General features: G+C 68.0%; 18 protein-coding genes. 7 read left to right on the forward strand and 11 right to left on the reverse strand.

Annotation, left to right across the window (positions count from 1 at the left end):
• The first annotated feature begins 6 nt into the window (after window positions 1-6).
• Window positions 7-981 (forward strand): sugar phosphate isomerase/epimerase, encoded by a 975-nt coding sequence (locus B1L11_RS26620; RefSeq protein ID WP_079317191.1) that lies wholly within the window; start codon window positions 7-9, stop codon window positions 979-981.
• A 60-nt stretch (window positions 982-1,041) separates the two neighbouring features.
• Here B1L11_RS26620 and B1L11_RS26625 read toward each other — a convergent pair whose 3' ends face one another.
• A complete protein-coding gene (locus tag B1L11_RS26625; RefSeq protein WP_079317193.1) occupies window positions 1,042-2,187 on the reverse strand; it encodes an ABC transporter substrate-binding protein in 1,146 nt (381 codons plus the stop codon).
• Window positions 2,188-2,791: 604 nt separating this feature from the next.
• Here B1L11_RS26625 and B1L11_RS26630 point away from each other — a divergent pair.
• The 6 genes from B1L11_RS26630 to B1L11_RS26655 all read left to right on the forward strand — a co-directional run bounded on the left by B1L11_RS26630 (window position 2,792) and on the right by B1L11_RS26655 (window position 7,612).
• Window positions 2,792-3,706 (forward strand): ThuA domain-containing protein, encoded by a 915-nt coding sequence (locus B1L11_RS26630; protein WP_079317195.1) that lies wholly within the window; start codon window positions 2,792-2,794, stop codon window positions 3,704-3,706.
• Window positions 3,703-4,470 (forward strand): nuclear transport factor 2 family protein, encoded by a 768-nt coding sequence (locus B1L11_RS26635; protein WP_079317197.1) that lies wholly within the window; start codon window positions 3,703-3,705, stop codon window positions 4,468-4,470. The genes B1L11_RS26630 and B1L11_RS26635 overlap by 4 nt, the downstream gene beginning before the upstream one ends.
• Before the next feature lie 291 nt (window positions 4,471-4,761).
• Window positions 4,762-5,724 (forward strand): sugar phosphate isomerase/epimerase, encoded by a 963-nt coding sequence (locus tag B1L11_RS26640; protein WP_218671331.1) that lies wholly within the window; start codon window positions 4,762-4,764, stop codon window positions 5,722-5,724.
• A gap of 28 nt (window positions 5,725-5,752) precedes the next feature.
• A complete protein-coding gene (locus B1L11_RS26645; RefSeq protein WP_079317199.1) occupies window positions 5,753-6,139 on the forward strand; it encodes a DUF6379 domain-containing protein in 387 nt (128 codons plus the stop codon).
• A gap of 38 nt (window positions 6,140-6,177) precedes the next feature.
• Window positions 6,178-6,576 (forward strand): DUF6379 domain-containing protein, encoded by a 399-nt coding sequence (locus B1L11_RS26650; protein ID WP_079317200.1) that lies wholly within the window; start codon window positions 6,178-6,180, stop codon window positions 6,574-6,576.
• Window positions 6,577-6,589: 13 nt separating this feature from the next.
• Window positions 6,590-7,612: a sugar phosphate isomerase/epimerase gene (locus B1L11_RS26655; protein ID WP_079317202.1), complete on the forward strand. Its 1,023-nt coding sequence runs from the start codon at window positions 6,590-6,592 to the stop codon at window positions 7,610-7,612.
• 101 nt (window positions 7,613-7,713) lie between these two features.
• On the opposite strand, the gene B1L11_RS26660 is transcribed toward B1L11_RS26655, so the two are convergent.
• From B1L11_RS26660 to B1L11_RS26700, 10 genes are all read right to left on the reverse strand, one after another.
• Window positions 7,714-8,985: an ROK family transcriptional regulator gene (locus B1L11_RS26660; RefSeq protein WP_079317204.1), complete on the reverse strand. Its 1,272-nt coding sequence runs from the start codon at window positions 8,983-8,985 to the stop codon at window positions 7,714-7,716.
• A gap of 194 nt (window positions 8,986-9,179) precedes the next feature.
• Entirely contained in the window at window positions 9,180-10,049 is an 870-nt protein-coding gene (locus B1L11_RS26665; protein WP_204050742.1) for a ThuA domain-containing protein, read from the reverse strand.
• Between the two features lie 35 nt (window positions 10,050-10,084).
• The gene (locus B1L11_RS26670; protein WP_079317208.1) at window positions 10,085-10,861 is read right to left on the reverse strand and encodes a TIM barrel protein; all 777 of its coding nucleotides are present in this window, start codon (window positions 10,859-10,861) and stop codon (window positions 10,085-10,087) included.
• A gap of 3 nt (window positions 10,862-10,864) precedes the next feature.
• Window positions 10,865-11,929, reverse strand: a complete 1,065-nt coding sequence (locus B1L11_RS26675; protein WP_218671332.1) for a sugar phosphate isomerase/epimerase — start codon at window positions 11,927-11,929, stop codon at window positions 10,865-10,867.
• A gap of 10 nt (window positions 11,930-11,939) precedes the next feature.
• On the reverse strand, window positions 11,940-12,338 hold the full coding sequence (locus B1L11_RS48655) for a DUF6379 domain-containing protein (RefSeq protein WP_204050745.1): 399 nt from the start codon (window positions 12,336-12,338) through the stop codon (window positions 11,940-11,942).
• Entirely contained in the window at window positions 12,338-13,432 is a 1,095-nt protein-coding gene (locus B1L11_RS26680) for a sugar phosphate isomerase/epimerase (protein ID WP_079317210.1), read from the reverse strand. The genes B1L11_RS48655 and B1L11_RS26680 overlap by 1 nt, the downstream gene beginning before the upstream one ends.
• Window positions 13,429-13,839, reverse strand: coding sequence for a DUF6379 domain-containing protein (locus B1L11_RS26685; RefSeq protein ID WP_204050747.1), 411 nt, complete (start codon window positions 13,837-13,839; stop codon window positions 13,429-13,431). Before B1L11_RS26685 ends, B1L11_RS26680 begins: the two co-directional genes overlap by 4 nt.
• A 56-nt stretch (window positions 13,840-13,895) precedes the next feature.
• Window positions 13,896-14,738, reverse strand: a complete 843-nt coding sequence (locus B1L11_RS26690; protein ID WP_079317213.1) for a carbohydrate ABC transporter permease — start codon at window positions 14,736-14,738, stop codon at window positions 13,896-13,898.
• A gap of 14 nt (window positions 14,739-14,752) precedes the next feature.
• Window positions 14,753-15,691 carry a carbohydrate ABC transporter permease gene (locus B1L11_RS26695; RefSeq protein WP_079317215.1) on the reverse strand — a complete coding sequence of 313 codons (939 nt, stop codon included), beginning with the start codon at window positions 15,689-15,691 and terminating at the stop codon, window positions 14,753-14,755.
• Window positions 15,692-15,766: 75 nt separating this feature from the next.
• A complete protein-coding gene (locus tag B1L11_RS26700) occupies window positions 15,767-17,065 on the reverse strand; it encodes an ABC transporter substrate-binding protein (RefSeq protein ID WP_079317217.1) in 1,299 nt (432 codons plus the stop codon).
• Window positions 17,066-17,205 lie beyond the last annotated feature (140 nt).

Below are 17,205 nucleotides of genomic sequence, written 5' to 3' on the forward strand. Positions count from 1 at the left end.
GCGGCCGTGACCGACATCAGGTGGGGCTATGCCCTGAACCAGTGGAAGCCGCAGTTCGACGACTTCGTCCGCCGGGAACAGCACGAGCGGGCGCTGAAGACGGTGTCGATCGCCGGGTTCGAGGGAGTCGAGCTGACGGCCGGCACCGGGCGGTGGGAGCCGCTGGGCAACCCGCGGCAGCTGATCGCGAACTTCGGCTCGCTCACCGGTTTCCGTGAGTTCCTCTCGGACTGCGGCATCGCGGCGGTGCCCAGCTGGTTCTACGATCCGCAGCAGCGGTCGATGGAGCACCTGACGCCTCCGTACTCACCACTGGTCGCCGCGGACGTCGCCGGCATCGTGACGCGGGCCGAATGGTTCGCCGACGCTCTGGCACAGCTCGACGGATCCGTCCTCGTCGTCCGCGCCGCCCCCTCCGCCGGTGACGTCGGCCCGCTCGACGACGCGGCGCTACGGCGGCTGGCGGACTGCTGGACCGCAGTCGGCCGGGCGACGCTCGCGCACGGCGTCCGGACGGCGCTGCACGTCGACTTCCTGTCCCCGCTTCGCCGGCCGGGAACACTCGACCGGCTCCTCGGCCTCGCGGATCCGGCCGCCGTCGGCCTGGCCGTCGACACCGCCGAGCTGACCGTCGCGGGCCTCGACCCGGTCGAGGTCATCCGGCGCCACCCCGGCCGCATCTGGCACGTCCAGTACAAGGACGCGCTCGCCGCCGACACAGACGAGGAGTACCTCCAGCCGCACGCCGAGTACTCCGTGCGGCAGCGAGGCGGTTCACGGGAAATCCCGCGGTGGTTCGCCGAGCCCGGCGCCCACGGCGGCCTGGTGGACTTCGCCGCGGTGACGCGTGCGCTGCTCGGCATCGGCTACGCCGGGTGGGTGGTGTTCGAGAGCGACCAAAGTCCGCATCCCGCCACGAGCGCGCTCCTCGGCGGCTACCTGCTGCAGCGCGAACTGCGCCCGATGGTGACCGCGGCCTAGCGCCGGCCGGGGACGGACAAGGGGCGGGTGGGACTTGTCCCCGCCCGCCCCTTCAGCTTGTCACCCCCAAACCCCGTCCATGTCTCGCAGCACCTGGTCCACGGTCTTCTGCCCGGTCAGCAGGCCCGTGATCCCGCTGCCCAAAGCGTCGTAGACCTGGCCGTTCGACCAGCCGAGATAGCCCATTTGCGCGTACTGCTTGTGCACGATGGCGTCGGAGATTCCGCTGTACTGCGGCAGCAGGTCGGACGCCTTGACATCGCCGATCGGCAGGTCGCCCTTCTCGTTGGCGAAGGTGGTCGCCTGCGGCTGCTGCACGAACCAGTGGATGAAGTCGGCGACGAGTTTCGGGCTCTTGGTCTTCGCGTTGCCGGCGATGCCGTCAGAGGTGGCCGCGGTGAGGTAGGTCTTCCCCGACGGCGACGGGAAGGGGATCACCACCAGTTTCACCGCGCCGTGGGCCGCCTTCATGATGTCGGAGGCGCCGCCTCCGGGAGCGAAGAACCCGAAGATGGTGCCCCGCGTCATCCCTTGCGTCAGGGCCTCATAGCCGGCTCCGGCCGCCCCGGGCTGGAAGCACCCGGCGTTGTTCAGCTTCACGACCACGTCGAGGGCGGCGTGCCAGCCCGGGGTCTTCTCGAACGTGGTCTTTCCGGCCGCACGCTGCGCATTCCAGTCCGGGGTGGGGCCGTAGACCGTGGAGCCGGCGAGTTCCATGGCGAAGAAGGCCGTGTTGGGCGTCTGCGCGCCGGCCAGGCCGAACAGCGCCTTGCCCTGGGACTTCGCCGTCGCGCACTGGGTCAGCACGTCGCTGAACGATGAGGTCGCGTCCAGGTTGACGCCGACGGCTCGCGCGGCCTGGTCGTTGTAGATGATCCCCGCGGCATCGAGGTCGACGGGGACGGCGTACGTCCTGCCGCCCACGGTGAACAGGTCCTTGACGTTCTGCGGGATGGCGGCGGTCGTCTCCGGGTCCGTCAGCTCCAGCAGTTGGCCGGCCTTGCCCAGCTGAGCTACCGACGCGGCCTGACCGCTGCCCGGATTTACGTAGAAGACGTCAGGGCCGTTGCCGGCCTGCAGTTGGGTGGTGAGCGTGCTGTTGTAGGACGACAGGTTGATCGAGTTGACCTTGATCGTCACACCCTTGTGGGACCTCATGTACTGCTGGGCTAGGTCCTGGTAGGCGTTCTGGGTGGGATTGGCCACTTCTATGGAGAAGGTAATCGTCGGGGGTTCGGCGCAGCGCTGGGCGAGGCGGGGGCGCAGCCGACCAGTGAGGCGGCGGCCAGGAGCAGTGTTGCGAACGTCGGGAGGATGCGGTGGTACCGCCCTGTCTGTCGGAGCACGGGTGACCTTTCGCGGCAGATTTAGTTCGGTTTAGACGTAATTTGCATACGGTGACTGCGGGTAGCGGGCCACCGCTGCGGCGAGGCCTCCAACGGGCGGCGCCGGTCGCTGTCCTGCTCCTCGCCCATCAGCGACATTCACTCTGTTTCGGGCCTTGTGAGATGCGAGTCGGGCCGGTGGGCGATGAGTCGCCCGAAGGGAGCAAGCCAACGCGAAGGGATTGACTTATGTGGTTTTCATGCAGAATCTTATCTCTGGCGGCACATCAACGCATCGCCTTTGCCGGGAACGTCCGCCTCGAGAGCGCGCGACACCCTCGCATGCAGATGGCGGCACCTGTCTCAACCCCAACGAGAGGAACGGCGGATGAGTATGACGACGGAAGTTCTGTCCCTGGATGACACGGGGCGGAACCGGTTGCGTACGTCTTCGGCCCAGTCGAGGCGGGCGGCGGTGACGCCATATGCCTGACATCGGCCTGCGTCAGCTCGGCGGCGAGGACAAGCTCCGGGCGCTGATCGTCACCGGGCATACCGATATCCACCACGACTGGCGGACGGTCTCGCCGATGCTCGCCGAGCTGCTGCGGGAGACCGGGCTGTTCGACGTCCGGATCACCGAGGAGTTCCGGGGGGCCGGGCCGGAGACGCTCGAGCCGTACGACCTCGTCGTCCTCAACTACTTCGGCCGCTTCGAGCCCTGGGGCCACGCACCCGAGCAGCGGTGGGGCACCCGCGCCGAGCAGGCGCTGTACGACCACGTCGCCTCCGGAAAGGGAGTCTTGGTCTACCACGCGTCCCTGCAGATGGGGGCCGGGTGGGAGGACGACTTCGAGCGGATGGCCGGCGGCGTCATGCGTGAGCACTGCAGCCGGCGGGCTCCGATACCCGACTTCCGGCTGCGTGTGGTCGCTCCGGACCACCCCGTCACGGCGGGCATGCCGGAGTTCATGCCCCACTATGACGATGACCTCTACGTCAACCTGCAGTGGGCGCCGGGTGCGGAGGTCGAGGTGCTCGTGACGGGCTGGGACAACCCGTTGCGCTACACGCAGGTGCCGGCGGAGTGGGACGCCCTGCCGGGGATGGGGCAGGAGCATGCCCTGGTGTGGACGAATCGCTATGGGCAGGGCCGGGTGTTCGCGACCGGGCTCGGTCACGGGCCGGAGGCGATCTCCCACCCGTCGTTCCGGGGCCTGTTCGCCCGGGGCGCCGAATGGGCGGCTACCGGCAAGGTGACCCTGGGGCTGCCCAACGGTTTCGGTGAGCCCGTTCCTGGCGGCGACTGGTGGCCGACGACGCTGGAGCCGATGGTCCGTGAGATGTACGAGCAGCGCAAGCATGCCGCTGCCGGGACGCGTGAAGGGACGGAGCGGTGACGACCGAGGGGATTGAGGAGCGGCTGGCCGCCCTGGAGGCACGCCTCACGGCCGCCGAGCGAGCCGCGATCCGGGCGCAGGACCGGGGGGACGTGGAGAACGTCTTCTCGCGGTACATGCACTACCACAACGCGTTCGAGGACGAGCGGATCGTCGACGAGCTGTGGGTGCGCCGCGGCACCGAGGGAGTCCGTTCCCAGTACAACGACGACGGCGTCTACACGGACTGGGACACGATCATGGCCTACCACAAGGGCCGGCCGCACCCGGTCGGGAAGCTGATCCTGCACTACACCACGACACCGGTCATCGAGGTCGCCGCCGACGGCACGACCGCCAAGGGACTGTGGGTCATGATGGGGCTGGAATCAGGCTTGACCGAGCCGGCGGAGGCGGAGCATATCCCGCCGTTCTTCTTCGCGAAGGAAGACGTCGACGGGCGCAAGGTCTGGGCGCACTGGGTCTGGTGCAAATACGGCGTCGATTTCCTCAAACAGGACGGCCAGTGGCGCATCTGGAAGTTCCGTTGCTTCGAGGTCGCCCGCGCGCCCTATGACGAGAACTGGATCTCCTTCGCCGCCCACGAGCGCGCCGATTACGAGGCGAAGCTCGCGTACTTCGGCGAGGACGGCAAGCCGGTGTTCCTGCCGCCCGTGGACGGGCCCACCGTCACGCCTTCGCAGCCCTACCGCATCGACACCGCTCAGCACCTGTTGCCCGAGCCCCCACAGCCCTACGCCGAATTCGAGGACACCTTCCGCTGACGGCACTGCGGTCCGTCCGGCGCCTGCTGCTGGAAATCGGTCTGCTCAGCGGCAGGCGCCGGACAGGGGCCCACAGCTGAAGCGGTCAAGGACGTAACCGAGCGTGTCGTCGTCAGGGACGCCGAGGGCGGTGCCGACGTGTCCCCGGCCTTCTCGCGACCGCCCTTTCATTCCTCGACCTGCTCGCGAGCCAGCCCGTCCATCTGACCACGCCGCGGCTCAACGCGGTATTCGCTCATCGACAAGGAGCGCCTGATCGTGACCGGTCGCCCACACGCCATCAAGCGCGGCGTGAGCCTGTACTCCTATCAGGAGGAGTTCTTCCTCCGCACGATGTCCCTCGAGGACTGCATCCGCGCCGCCAGCGAGATCGGTGCGTTTGGCATCGAGATCATTCCGGAGCAGTCCATCCCTGACTTCACCAACATGACTGACGAGTTCGTCGCCACCTGGTTCACCTGGATGGAGAAGTACGGCACCACGCCCACAGCGACCAACTCCTACCTCGACACCAAGCTCTACCCCCACCGATGGCTGACCCTCGAAGAGCAGGTCGCCTCGATCTGCCGTGACATCGACGTCGCCGTGCGCCTCGGGATGCCGATCGTCAAGGCGACCATCAACACGTCTCCTGAGGTCATGCAGGGGGCCGCGCCGTACGCCGAGGAGAAGGGCGTCCAGCTCCTCATCGAGGTGCACGCCCCCTTCCACTATGAGCACCCGTGGATCGTCGAGCATCTGGAGGTCATGCACCGGACTCAGTCCCCGGCCCTCGGCCTGATGCCCGACATGATGACCTACGTCAAGCGCTTCCCGCGAGTGGTCAGCGAGCGCGCGCTCCGGGACGGCGCCAATCCGAAAATCGTCGATTACATCGTCAAGCTCTACGACGATCACGGCGACACTCACGCCCTCATGGACATCGTCAACTACCGCGGCGGTGGCCCACTCGAGTTCGAGCTCGCCCGTGTGGCCAGCCACTATATCTGGACCGACCCGCGGAAGATGCTCGAACACATGCCGCTCGTCAGGCACATCCAGGCCAAGTTCTACGAGATGACCGAAGACGAAGTCGAGTACTTGATTCCCTACGACGAGATCATCCCCGTGCTGATCGAGGGGGGCTTCGACGGCTACCTCTCCAGCGAGTACGAAGGCAACCGCCATATCCAAGACGCCCTCCCCGTCGACAGCGTGGAGCAAGTCCGCCGGCAGCACGCCATGTTCTCCCGCCTGCTCAGCGAGAACGCCTGACCCCACCACTCACCGTCCTAGGAGAGCTGTGTTCGACCAGTACATCGTCTGTGAGGAGGGCTTCCGGGCCCGAGAGGACGGTCGCGCCGGCGGCGTCGTAGAGGTGCGCATGCCGTACTACCGTGGCCTGATCCTCTCCATGGTCGAGGCCGTCGATCTCGTTCTCGACGGCCGTCCCGTCCCGCCGGAGCGCACCACCTTCACTGTTCACGGCAACACCTACACCTTCGCTCAGCTGCCGCACACCACCCAGGATCGGTGGGAGTTCGGGGAGCGCGCCCAGCTCACGTTCGAGACCGACGAGCCTCTCGCGCCGGGCGAGCACGAGGTCACCGTCTCCGTCCGGCTTCGTCTCTCCTACATGCCGGTTCCCGGCGGCGGCCGGAATACGAAACGGCTCACCCTCGCCTCCTGACCCCGACCCCTGCCCCGACTTCTGAGAGGAACCGATCGATGGGTCCGCTGGACGACCAGGTGGTGCGCGAAGACTCGCTCACCGCCACCGCTGACGGCCTGGACATAGCCGTCTACTCCCACTGGTACCGGGCGCTGCCCCTGACCTCACTCGCCCACGTCGACCTGACCGTCGATGGCCGGCGGATCGCCCCGGACACGCTGTCGGTGACCGCCAACGGGCGCCGCTACGAGTTCGGCGAGCTGGCGGACAGGACCGATGACTTCTGGTTCACGACCGACCCGGTCGTGCTCCATGTGCCGGTGTCCGCGGCGTCCGGCCAGCGGCACCGGGTGCAGCTGCTGCTCGGATTGTCGATCCCGTACATCCTCACCGGCCCGGACCGGGTGCCGCTGCTCGCGCCCAGCTCGACCGACAAGACGCTGACTGCTGCCTGACAGGAGCAAGCTCATGACCGACACCGCCCCCGGCCTGACCCGCCTCGGCATCACCCTGTTCAGCCTCACTCTCGAGCAGCGCGCGCCCGGAAACGATCTTGCCGCTCTCATTCGCCAGGTCGCCGGCCGCGACCTGGGCCCGGGCGTCGAAATGGTGGCCTTCCAGAGCCTGCGTGGCTGGCCACGACTGGATGACGAAGCTGTCCGTGAAGTCCGCGGCCTGATCGCGGACTCCGGCCTGACGTCGGCCTGCCTGGCCGTCAACCTCGACCTCGCCCTCTATCCGGGACGGCTGCTCAGCGACGACGAGGCGTACGACTACGTCGCCGTCCAAATGCGCAGCGCGGCCGCGCTCGGCTTCCCGGCCGTGCGAGTCGGCGCGGAGTGCGGACCGGCGATCATGACCCGGCTGCTGCCGCTCGCCGAGGAGCTCGGCGTCAAGATCGGGGTGGAGATTCACGCCCCGCTGACCATCGACGCCCCGCCGGTCGCCGAGCTCAAGGAGCTGTTCACCCGGCTCGACACCGAGTGGCTCGGCTTCATCCCCGACTTCTCCGCCAGCATGCGCGCCGTGCCGGCCGCCGTCGACGACGCGCATCGGAAGGCGGGCATCCCGCCCGAGCTGACGGCACTGACTCGGCGGCTCTGGTCCGAGCCCGGTCCAACGATGGCCAAGTTCACCGAGCTTGAGCGGCGGGCCACCGAACTCGGCGCCAGCCCCGCGGAGATCGGCAATCTTAAGATGATCTTCACCATGCACGGGCGGATGGATCCCGAGCGGTGGGCCGACTTCTTCCCGCACGTCATCCACGTACATGGCAAGTTCTACGGAGTGTTCGACGGGGAGGACCCGTCCATCGACTTCCCGGCGATCGCTCGGGTGCTGCGTGAGCAGGGTTACACCGGCTTCATCTCCAGCGAGTACGAGGCACACGCCTACACCGACAGGTACAGTGCCTTCGACCAGGTCAGGGCCCAGCACGACATGCTCAAGCGGCTGCTCGAGGACCAGTCGGCGACGATAGTCTCCCCGTGACCACCACAGCCCGGGTCGGCCGGCGGTTACGCGCCGGCGACGACCCGGGCGGCCAGTCCTCCGTCAGGTCGCGCGGCTTCTCGGCCGCCGAGTCGATGGTCTCAGGCGGCGGTCTGCAGGCACAGCGCCGAACCGACCGGTGTGCCTGCACCCAGCCAGATCTGCAGCGCGGAGGGCCGGAAGAGGTTGTGCGCGGCGAGCAGCGCGCCGCCGATTATGCCTTCGGCGAAGTTCAGCGACGCCGTGCGGATGGTCAGGTTGCGCGCGGCGAGTTCGATCGTGCCGTCCAGGACCGCGCTGCGGAACTCCTCGAAAAAGAGAGGGCTGTAGCGGATGACACCGCCACCGAGGACGAGGGTTCCCGGGTTGGCGAAGTTGACAACGCCGGCGATCGTCCTGCCGGTGAGCCGAGCCGATGAGGCGACCGCGGCCCGCGCGACTTCATCGCCCGCGGCGGTCGCCAGCCCGATGTCCTCGGCCGTGATGCGGCCCCGGCGGGCAAGCCGCTCGGCGAGCAGCGGGCTCTCTCCTGACTTGGCATGCTTGGAGAGGGTCCGCATCAGGGCCCATCCGCTCGCGACGGCCTCGAGGCAGCCGATCTTGCCGCATCGGCAGCGCGCCGACCGGTCGTCGGTGACCCGCACATGTCCGATGTCGCCGGCGGCTCCGCTGTCGCCGCGATGGAGGCGGCCGTTGGTGACCAGGCCGCTGCCGATCCCGGTGGCGACCTTGACGTACAGAAGGTCGCGCCGTTCCCGCGGCACGCCGCGTTCCCACTCGCCGAGTGCCATCAGGTTGACCTCGTTGTCGACCCACACCGGTGCCTCCCAGCGGCACTGGAACCAGGACCGTACGTCGTAGTCGTCCCAGCCCGGCATGCTGGGTGGAGCGACGGTGCGGCCGGAAGCGACATCGACCGGGCCTGGGACGCCTACGGCGATGCCCCAGACCGGCACTGTTCGGCCCGCCCGCCTGACGAGTTCCCCGAACACTTCATGGACCGCGCCGAGCACGGCCTCGGGACCGTCCTGCACGTTGATGTCGCGGAAGTCCCGGGCGAGTTCGTTGCCGGCCAGGTCGGTCACGGCGGCGTGGAGTGAGACGGTGCCCAGGGCTGCGGACAGCAGCAGCCCCGCCTCGTCGCGAAACCGGACCGAGCGGGACGGCCTGCCGCGACGGTGGCCCGACGGCACCGCGTCGACCTCAGCGAGCACGCCGAGCTCGACCCCCTCGCGGAGCCGCTCGTTCACCACGGTGCGGCCCAGGCCGGTCGCCGCCTCCAGCTCCGGACGGGTCATGGCGGCCCCGGCCCGGACCAGATCGACGATCTGGGCCAGGACCAGGATGTCCCGAGCGGACGGCGGTGGCTGCACGTGTGTCTCCTCCCTGCGCGGGCCCGACGGGGGCCATGCTAATCAGCCAGGGTCTCCGCGACCTTGCCGGTTAGGACTTCCGTTGTATTCGTACATAATTATTCCACGGCGAGCCGATCGGTGTGTCGAGGTCGCGGGACCCGGCCGCGGAATCGGGCCCCCGTCCTCGCGAGGAGGGGGCCCGGGTGCCGTCGTCACGACCCTGAACGGTCCCAGCGGGAGGTGTCACCCGCGTAGTAGGGCCACACACGCCACCGGTTTTCGCCGTCGCGGTCGGGGGGATCGAGGGTCACCTTTCCGGACGCGGCCCACTCCACGCCACGGCAGAGCAGCGTCATGAAGTTGACCCGGCGGAAGGTGTCCCAGTCGTGGCCGAGGGTGACGGTGAAGCACCGGCCGGCGCCCCACTCGTTGATCCAGGCGAGCGGCTGGTCCTGGTTCATCCCGCGCAGCTGCTCCAGCCCGCCGGGCGGAATCTCGACCGGGGTGTGCGGCCGGGGCCATCCGGCGCGGCGGTACGTCTCGACGTCGTCGAAGACGGTCAGCAGGACCCGCGCGCCCGGGTGCATCGCGACCCCGGTCAGGATGTCGTCGTTGGAGATTCCCCACTCGGGATCCAGACCGGCGGTGATCGCGTGGCGGGGTTCCGCCGTCCGGACCACGACTTCGCCCACGGGGCGGGGGCGCAGCCCGAGATCGCGGCTCATCGTGGCGCCACGCATCTCATTGAACTCCTCGGGGTAACCCCAGTCGCTGTCCTGGACGGCCGACCCGTGGAACCACACCATTCCACGGCCCTTGTCGCGGACGAAACGCAGCAGCGCGTCGTTCGTCGTCGCGCCGAAACCCTCGGCCTTCTGCCGGTAGTTGTCCCGGCCCTCGTACATGACGAGCACGACGTCGAAGCGGTCGAGCAGTTCCTCGCCGATCCCGCGGAACTCCTCCAGCACCCGCACGCGGAAGCGGCCGGTCGACTCGAGCAGGGTGGTCAGCATCCCGGTGTGATGCCGGAAGCTGCGGTGCTCGTTGTCGTGTTCCTCGGTGACCCGGCCGGTCGCGATCATGACATCGAGCTTGTCCGGCGCGGCCTGCCCTTCTCTCATGCGCCGGCGGCCGCAGACCTGATGTACGCGAGGGACTCCGCGGACGGGACCGTCGGGAAGTATTCGAGCCCGATCGGGCCGTCGTAGCCCGCGGCCCGCAGGACCGACAGGTGCCGCGGCCAGTCGATCGCACCGCTGCCCGGCTCGCCGCGACCGGGGGCGTCGGCGATCTGCACGTAGTCGACGAGCCCGGCGGCGTTCGCCAGCTCCTTCGCGGGATCCTCGCCCTCGGTGACGGAGTGGTACAGGTCGTAGAGGATCCCGAAGGAGTCGGAGTCCACCCCGCGCGCGACCAGGACGGCGTCGGCGGTGCGGTCGAGCAGGGCGCCGGGGTGGTCGACCCGCGTGTTGACCGGTTCGAGCACGAGCTTCACGCCGGAGCCGCGCGTCCGCTCGACGGCCTGGGAGAAGACCTCGATGAGCTTCTGGAGGTTCTGGGGGCGCTTGGCGCCGGGAAAGCCGATGCCCGAGCCGAGGACGACACGCGGGCAGCCGAGAAGACGGGCGTTCTCGACGGCCCGGTCGAGGCCCTCGAAGAAGGGGCCGAGATCGGTCCCCGGCAGTGTGAAGTTGGTCCGCGGTTCGGCGAGAAGCGAGGTCAGGGCGACCCCGGTCTCGGTGAGGGCGTCGGCGAGAGACTTGACGTCCTTGTCGGACGTGCCCCACATCTCGACGGCGTCGAAGCCGGCGGCGGCCGCCGCGCGGATCCGGTCGGCGGCGTCCGGCCCGGCCTCGGTGAAGAGCAGTTCGATGTTGGGGGACAGCTGGTACACGGTTCAGGCCTGCTTTCCTTCGTGGCTGAGGGTGTTCGATATGGCGCGGCGGATGAGGTCGTGCTGCCTGCGTACGAGATCGACGGGGTCGGCCTCGTCCAGGTCGGCGAAGGCATGGCCCTCCCACTCGCTGGAGAAGAAGCCCGAGTAGCCTCCGGTCACGAACTCGCGGACGATGGCCGGGTAGTCGATGGCCGGCTCGTCGCCGTTCTCGTCGATGTCGTAGAACTTGGCGTGCACGTGCACGATCTGCGGCATGATGTCGGCCCACTCGCGGGGGTCGACGTGCCCGTGCATGTTGAAGGCGAGCCGCGCGAACGAGCCGAGGCTCTCCGGCGTGATGCCGCGTGAGCGCAGATAGTCGACGAATTCGGCGTGCCGCTCGTTGATGCCGGAGTCCTTCGCCCAGATCTCCTGCAGCCGCGTCAGGTCCCGCGGCGCGAGCCCCTTCTTGGCGAGCCCGCGCAGCAGCGTGGGGGACATGCTGTGCATCGTCGAACTGAAGTCGGCGACGAAGCCCAGCCGAGGCGAGCCGATCTCGTCGTAGAGCTCACGGATCCGCACGACCTGCGGAGAGTTCGGGCCGAGGGGGGCGTGGATCTCCCAGCCGAGCGTGAGGTCGAGCTCTTCGGCCAGCGGCATCAGCCGGCGGATGAGCTCCGGCTTGGCGCTCTGGATGCGTACCAGCGGGAAGCCCAGCGCCCGCGCGCTGCGGAACTGGGCGGCGGTGAACTCGAACTCCTCGTCCAGGGTCATGTCCCTGTCGCGGCGGCGGCCCATGTCGAGGTTCGCGCCGAACGAGCTCGGGGCGAACCCATGCCGGTCGAACGCCTCGTGCCACTCACGGACGAATTCGTCGGTGACCACGGGGTAGGTCCGGATCGTCTGAGAGGCGACGATCTCGATGCCAGGCCCGATCCCGGCCGCGGCGACCACGTCGAGCAGTCCGTGCAGGTCGTAGCGGCCGGCGGCCCACTCGCTGGTCAGCGAGTAGAGCGTGAGACCGAGCTTGATGCCGCTGCCCGGTACGGCGGGCGCGGCCACGAGGGAGGGGACGGTCGTCGTCATCGGGGGCCTCTCAACGCGCAGTCAGCGTGCGGCGGTTGGTCGCGTGGTTGGTCACGTACGTCATGGGGGCGATCTGCATGTACGGAAGCCGTAGTTCGACGGCCACCTCGACATCGACCTCCTGGCCCTCCGCCGGCGGCTTCTCGCGTGGGACCACGACCTGGAGACGGTCCTGGATGAACCAGAGCGTGTCCCACTGCTCCTTCAGCTCGTCGACGTGGTAGGTGCGTTCGCCCAGCTCGACCCGCAGGTCGTCGCGGGGGACGCGCTCCCCGTCCACTGTCACGGCGATGTCGCTGACACTCGACAGCCAGAGGCTGCGGTACCACGGCACCTTGAGGGCGACCGCCAGACCGCCGGGACGCCGGGTCAGGCTGTCCTCGGTCAGGACCGTGTCATCGGTGGCCATCAGATGTTCCTTCCTTCCCGCAGGCCCACCAGGCGGCGGGCCTCGGCCGGATCGACGATCACGCGAGAGCCGCTCGCGGCGGCGCTCGCACGGATGAGGGCCTGCTCACGGGCGACGACGTCGAAGGGGTCGTCCCAGTCGTTCCAGTGGAAGCCCTCCCACTCGCTGGAGATCGCTCCCGAGTAGCCGCTTCCGACCCACAGGTCGACCAGCTCGCGCACCGGCACCGACGGCTCGTCGCCGTCGGCGTCGATCTCGTAGAACTTTCCGTGGGTGTGCACGGCCCAGGGAAGGACCTCGGCCCAGTCGGACGCCGGCGCGTGGCCGAACAGTCCGGTGATGTTGACCGCCATCTCGATCGCCCGGTCACCGGCACCATGGCGGTGGGCCAGCTCCATGACCTGCCGGAACCACCGTCCGTGCTGCGGCTCGGTCATCGGGGGCCCCTCGGCGTGGTGCTCCCGCCACAGTTGCTCGATCCCCGTCAGAAGGTCCTCGTCGTACCCCGCCTCGCGGTACTTGCGCAGCAGCGTCGACGGCACCGCCCGCAGCGACGCGCCCCAGTCGGGGACGAAGCCGAGCAGGGGCGACCCGAGCTTCTCGTAGCGTTCGAGCAGCGCCTGGATGCGCGGGTGCCTGGGGTGCTGGTGGGAGTGGATCTCCAGGCCGAGCCGGACGCCGTGCTGTTCGGCCACCGGGAGCAGCCGCTCCATGTCGTCGGGGGTGAGCGAGATCTGCACCCGTACGACAGGGAAGCCGAGCTCGCGGGCGACGGCGATCTGGGGGCGCATGTAGTCGACGAGTTCGTCGTCGGTGAGCATCCGGTCGCGGCGCAGCCCGGCGTCGGCGTTCGCGCTGAGGCAGGTCGGTACGAGACCGATCTCGTCGATCAGCGACCGGAAGCGTGTCACGAAACCGGGGTCGACGTCCGGGAATCCCTTGATGCTCTGGAAGCCGACGAGTTCCAGCCCGGGACCGAGACCACGGCGGGCCACCTCGCGCACCAGTTCCTCGAACGTGTACCGCCGCCCGTGGAAGGCGCGGGTGAAGCTGTAGAGCGTGACCCCCTGCACGGGCGTGCCGGGCGCGGTCATGCGGACCTGCCTTTCCGCGTCACCGTCAGCGGCATCGTCTTGGCGTCCTTCTCCTCGATCCTGAGAACCCCCAGGTCGGTGGTGATGTAGGGGATGTACAGGCTCAACGTCACGCTCACCCGGTGCTCGGCCCGGTCGTCCAGAGCGGGCAGATCGCCCTCGAGCTCCGCGGAGTCGAGGACGTACCACCACAGGTCATGGCGGGCGGGTAGGTCGTCGAGCCGGTGGGAGCGACCGTCGACGGTCCAGGTGATGGAGTCACGCGGCACCTGAGCCCCGTCGACCATCCACCGGACGTCGGCGACGGACGACAGCGGCAGGGCCCGGTACCAGGGCATGCGGACGGAGAGCCGCACCCGGTCCCCCCGGGCGGCCAGCGTCCCGGGCTCGATGATCTGTTCCGGCATCAATGCAGGCGTTCCTCAAAGGTGTGAGAGGGCTGCCGGGGGCAGGAAGGAAGGGGTCAGCCCTTCAGCCCGCCGGCGTAGCCCTGGATGAACTTCTTCTGGGCGAAGAAGTAGAAGGCGAGAATGGGAACCATCGAGATGATCACGACAGCGAAGATCAGGTTCCACTGTGAGACCAGTGAGCCGACGTAGTTGTACATGACCACCGGTAACGTCTGGAATCCCGAACCGTTCAGGAAGATCAGAGCGGTGAAGAAGTCGTTCCACACGATCAGGCCGGCGAGGATGGCGACCGTTCCGGTGGCCGGGCCCATGAGAGGGAACACCACCTGAGCGAAAATCCTGGTCCGGGAGGCGCCGTCGACCGTCGCCGCCTCCTCGTAGTCTCGCGGTAGCCTCCGGAAGAAGCCGCCGTAGAGGAATACCGACAGCGGGATGAGCATGCCGGTGTAGACCACGATCATCCCGAACGGCGTCCCCACCAGGCCGAGGTTGCGCGCCTCGACGTAGAGCGGCACGACACCGAGCTGGGTGGGCAGCAGGATTGCGATCATGAACAGGTAGTACGTCCGGGTGCTCCAGCGGCTGGTGCTGCGGGCGAACACGTAGGCCGCGGGGGAGCCGATCACCACGAGGGCGGCGATGGTCCCGGCGGTGATGATCACGCTGTTGAGCAACCCCTGGAATATGCTCGACGACGCGTCACTGGAGGGCGAAAGCAGCGTGACGAAGTTCTCGAAGGTCGGACTGACCGGGAAGGACAGCGACGACGTGGTGAGCACCTGATCCTGCGTCTTCAGCGAGGTGGAGATCAGAAAGTAGAAGGGCATCAACATCACGACCGCCGCCAGGATCGTGACGATCTCGAGGAGCAGCGTCTTCTTCGTGTAGTGGAACACGGCTTTCGTCCGATCTAGAGGCGGTCGCGGGTGGCGTACTGCTGGACGACGGTGAAGATGAGGATGAGCACGCTCAGCACCAGGGCCAGGGCCGCGCCGAAACCGAAATTGCTGAAGACGAACGTGTGCTGGTACACCTCTGTCGCCAGCGTCTGTGTGGCGCCCGCGGGGCCTCCGCCGGTGAGTGCGATGACCTGGTCGAAGATCCGCAGCCCCTGGATGAGTGATAGTGTCGTCGCGATCGCGATGGAGGGCTGGATCATCGGCATCGTGACCGACCGGAAACGACGCAGGGGGCCCGCGCCGTCCAGGGCGGCGGCCTCCTCCAGTTCCACGGGGACGGTGGCCAGGCCGGCGAGGTAGATCACCATGGTGAAGCCGATGTTCTGCCAGACCATGACGACGAGGACGGCCAGGAGCGCGAGCTTCGGGTCGGCCAGCCAGTCGCGCTGCCAGCTCTTCAGGCCGATGGCGCCGAGCGTCTCGTTGAGCGGGCCGTCGAAGGCGAAGATGAACTTCCAGATGTAGGAGACCGCGATCGGGGCGATGACCACGGGCATGAACAGCAATGTCCGCAGGACGTATCGCGTCTTGAGGCCGCGGTTGAGGGCCAGTGCGAACAGCAGTCCCAGGATGTTGCTGCCGAGCACGAAGCCGAACGCCAGCAGCAGCGTGTTGACGAGCGCTCCGGTGAGTTCCTCCGTCTGGAAGATCCGTGTGAAGTTCTTGAGACCGATGAAGTCGAAGGAGCCGATGCCCGTCCAGTTGGTGAAGGCGTAGAAGGCGCCGCTGGCGGTCGTCGCGTAGATGAAGGCCAGCATGAGCGCCACGGCCGGCAGCGCCCACCACCAATAGCCGTAGCCGATGCGGTACGCGCGCTGTCTGCCTGCCGCCGGCTTCGGGGTCGCGGCCGTGGCTCCCACCGCGCCGGCTTGGCTTTCCGTCATGGTCATCTTGCCGTCCCTAGTCCCTGTTTCCGCGTCGGGTGGCGTGCGGGGCGGCAGATCCCACCCCGCACGCGGCCGGGCTCAGCTGCTCCAGGCAGCGTCCATCGCCTTGAGCACGTCGTCGATCGTCTTCTGACCCGTGAGCAGGCCGGTCGCGCCGCTGCCGAGGGCGTCGTAAACCTGGCCGTTGGGCCAGGTGTCGATGCCGAAGGGGCGGTACTGCTTGTTCTTCAGCATGTCCGCGATGGGCTGGTACTGAGGCAGCAGGTCCGACGTTGCGATGTCGCTGCCCACCGGGATGCTGCCCTGCGCGTCGGCGAACTTCTTCGCCTCGTCCGGAGAGACGGAGAACTTGATGAAGTCCTGGACGAGCTTCGGGCTCTTCGTTTTCGCGTTGCCGGCCAGACCGATGTTGGCAGTCAGCGCAGCGTAGGTCTGCGTGCCCTGGGGCGCCGGGAACGGCAGCGCGATGAGCTTCACGTGCCCTTGCGCCGCGTCCATGATGTCCTTGGTCGCCCCGCTCGGCGCGAAGAAACCGAAGAGCTTGCCCTGGCTGGCGCCGTTGGTCAGGGCGTCGAAGCCGGCCCCCGCCGCGCCGTCCTGGAAGCAGCCCGACTTGTTCAGGTCGATCACGGCCTGCAGGGCGTCGCGCCACCCCTGCGTCTGCGCGAAGGTGGTCTTGCCGGCGCCCCGGTCCTGGTTCCAGTTCGGGTTCGGGCCGTACACGGTGGAGGAGGCGATCTCCATCGCCATGATGCCGGGGTTCTGCGGAACGGACCCGGCCAGCCCGAAGATCGATTTACCCGCCGCCTTCACCTTGCCGCACTGTGACAGCACGTCCTGGAGGGTGGACGAAGGCGTGACCGTCACACCGTTCTGCTTGGCGAGGTCGTCGTTGTAGACGATCGCGCTGATCGTCACGGCGGACGGCACCCCCAAGAGCTTGCCGTCGAGCGAATAGAGCTCTTCGGTGCCCTCGGGAAGGACGCTCTTGAGGCTGGAGCCCAGGTCCATCAGGAGGCCGGCCTTTCCGAGCTGGCCCACCGAGCCCGCCTGACCGGTGCCGGCGTTGATGTACATGACATCCGGTCCGTTGCCGGCCTGCATCTGCGTCGTCAGCGTCTGGTTGTAGGCGTTCAGCGCGATCCGGTTGGTCTTGATCGTGACGCCCGGATGCGCCTTCATGTAGTCCTGAGCGAGGGTTTCGTACGCCTTCTCGCCGGTGTTCGCGCTCGCGTAGGACAACGTGATGGTCTGCGGCTCCTCACCGTTGGCGGTGCTGCCGTCCTCGCCTCCGCAGGCGGCGAGAAGCAGGCCGGTGGCCAGAGGCAACGCCACGGCGGCAGCGCGGCGGCGGTGCCGGGCGATCGAGAACGTCATGGTGAGCCTTTCGAGGGCCGGGAAGAGGGGTGACAGTGAGTGAGGGATCCACTGGACGAATCGCGTATGTCGGGAGTGTTACAGCTATTCTGTCGGTAAACAACATAAGTTTGCTGATGGGCAGCATAGACCGGATCTAT

Origin of the sequence: Microbispora sp. GKU 823 (assembly GCF_002027145.1) — a bacterium.
Taxonomy (GTDB): Bacteria; Actinomycetota; Actinomycetes; order Streptosporangiales; family Streptosporangiaceae; genus Microbispora; species Microbispora siamensis.

Excerpts from the sequence above, each read along its gene's own strand:
- B1L11_RS26630 (WP_079317195.1), top strand. The coding sequence starts at position 2,792 with ATGCCTGACATCGGCCTGCGTCAGCTCGGCGGCGAGGACAAGCTCCGG.
- B1L11_RS26650 (WP_079317200.1), top strand. The coding sequence starts at position 6,178 with ATGGGTCCGCTGGACGACCAGGTGGTGCGCGAAGACTCGCTCACCGCC.
- B1L11_RS26655 (WP_079317202.1), top strand. The coding sequence starts at position 6,590 with ATGACCGACACCGCCCCCGGCCTGACCCGCCTCGGCATCACCCTGTTC.
- B1L11_RS26665 (WP_204050742.1), bottom strand. The coding sequence starts at position 10,049 with ATGATCGCGACCGGCCGGGTCACCGAGGAACACGACAACGAGCACCGC.
- B1L11_RS26675 (WP_218671332.1), bottom strand. The coding sequence starts at position 11,929 with ATGACGACGACCGTCCCCTCCCTCGTGGCCGCGCCCGCCGTACCGGGC.
- B1L11_RS48655 (WP_204050745.1), bottom strand. The coding sequence starts at position 12,338 with ATGGCCACCGATGACACGGTCCTGACCGAGGACAGCCTGACCCGGCGT.
- B1L11_RS26680 (WP_079317210.1), bottom strand. The coding sequence starts at position 13,432 with ATGACCGCGCCCGGCACGCCCGTGCAGGGGGTCACGCTCTACAGCTTC.
- B1L11_RS26685 (WP_204050747.1), bottom strand. The coding sequence starts at position 13,839 with ATGCCGGAACAGATCATCGAGCCCGGGACGCTGGCCGCCCGGGGGGAC.
- B1L11_RS26695 (WP_079317215.1), bottom strand. The coding sequence starts at position 15,691 with ATGACCATGACGGAAAGCCAAGCCGGCGCGGTGGGAGCCACGGCCGCG.
- B1L11_RS26700 (WP_079317217.1), bottom strand. The coding sequence starts at position 17,065 with ATGACGTTCTCGATCGCCCGGCACCGCCGCCGCGCTGCCGCCGTGGCG.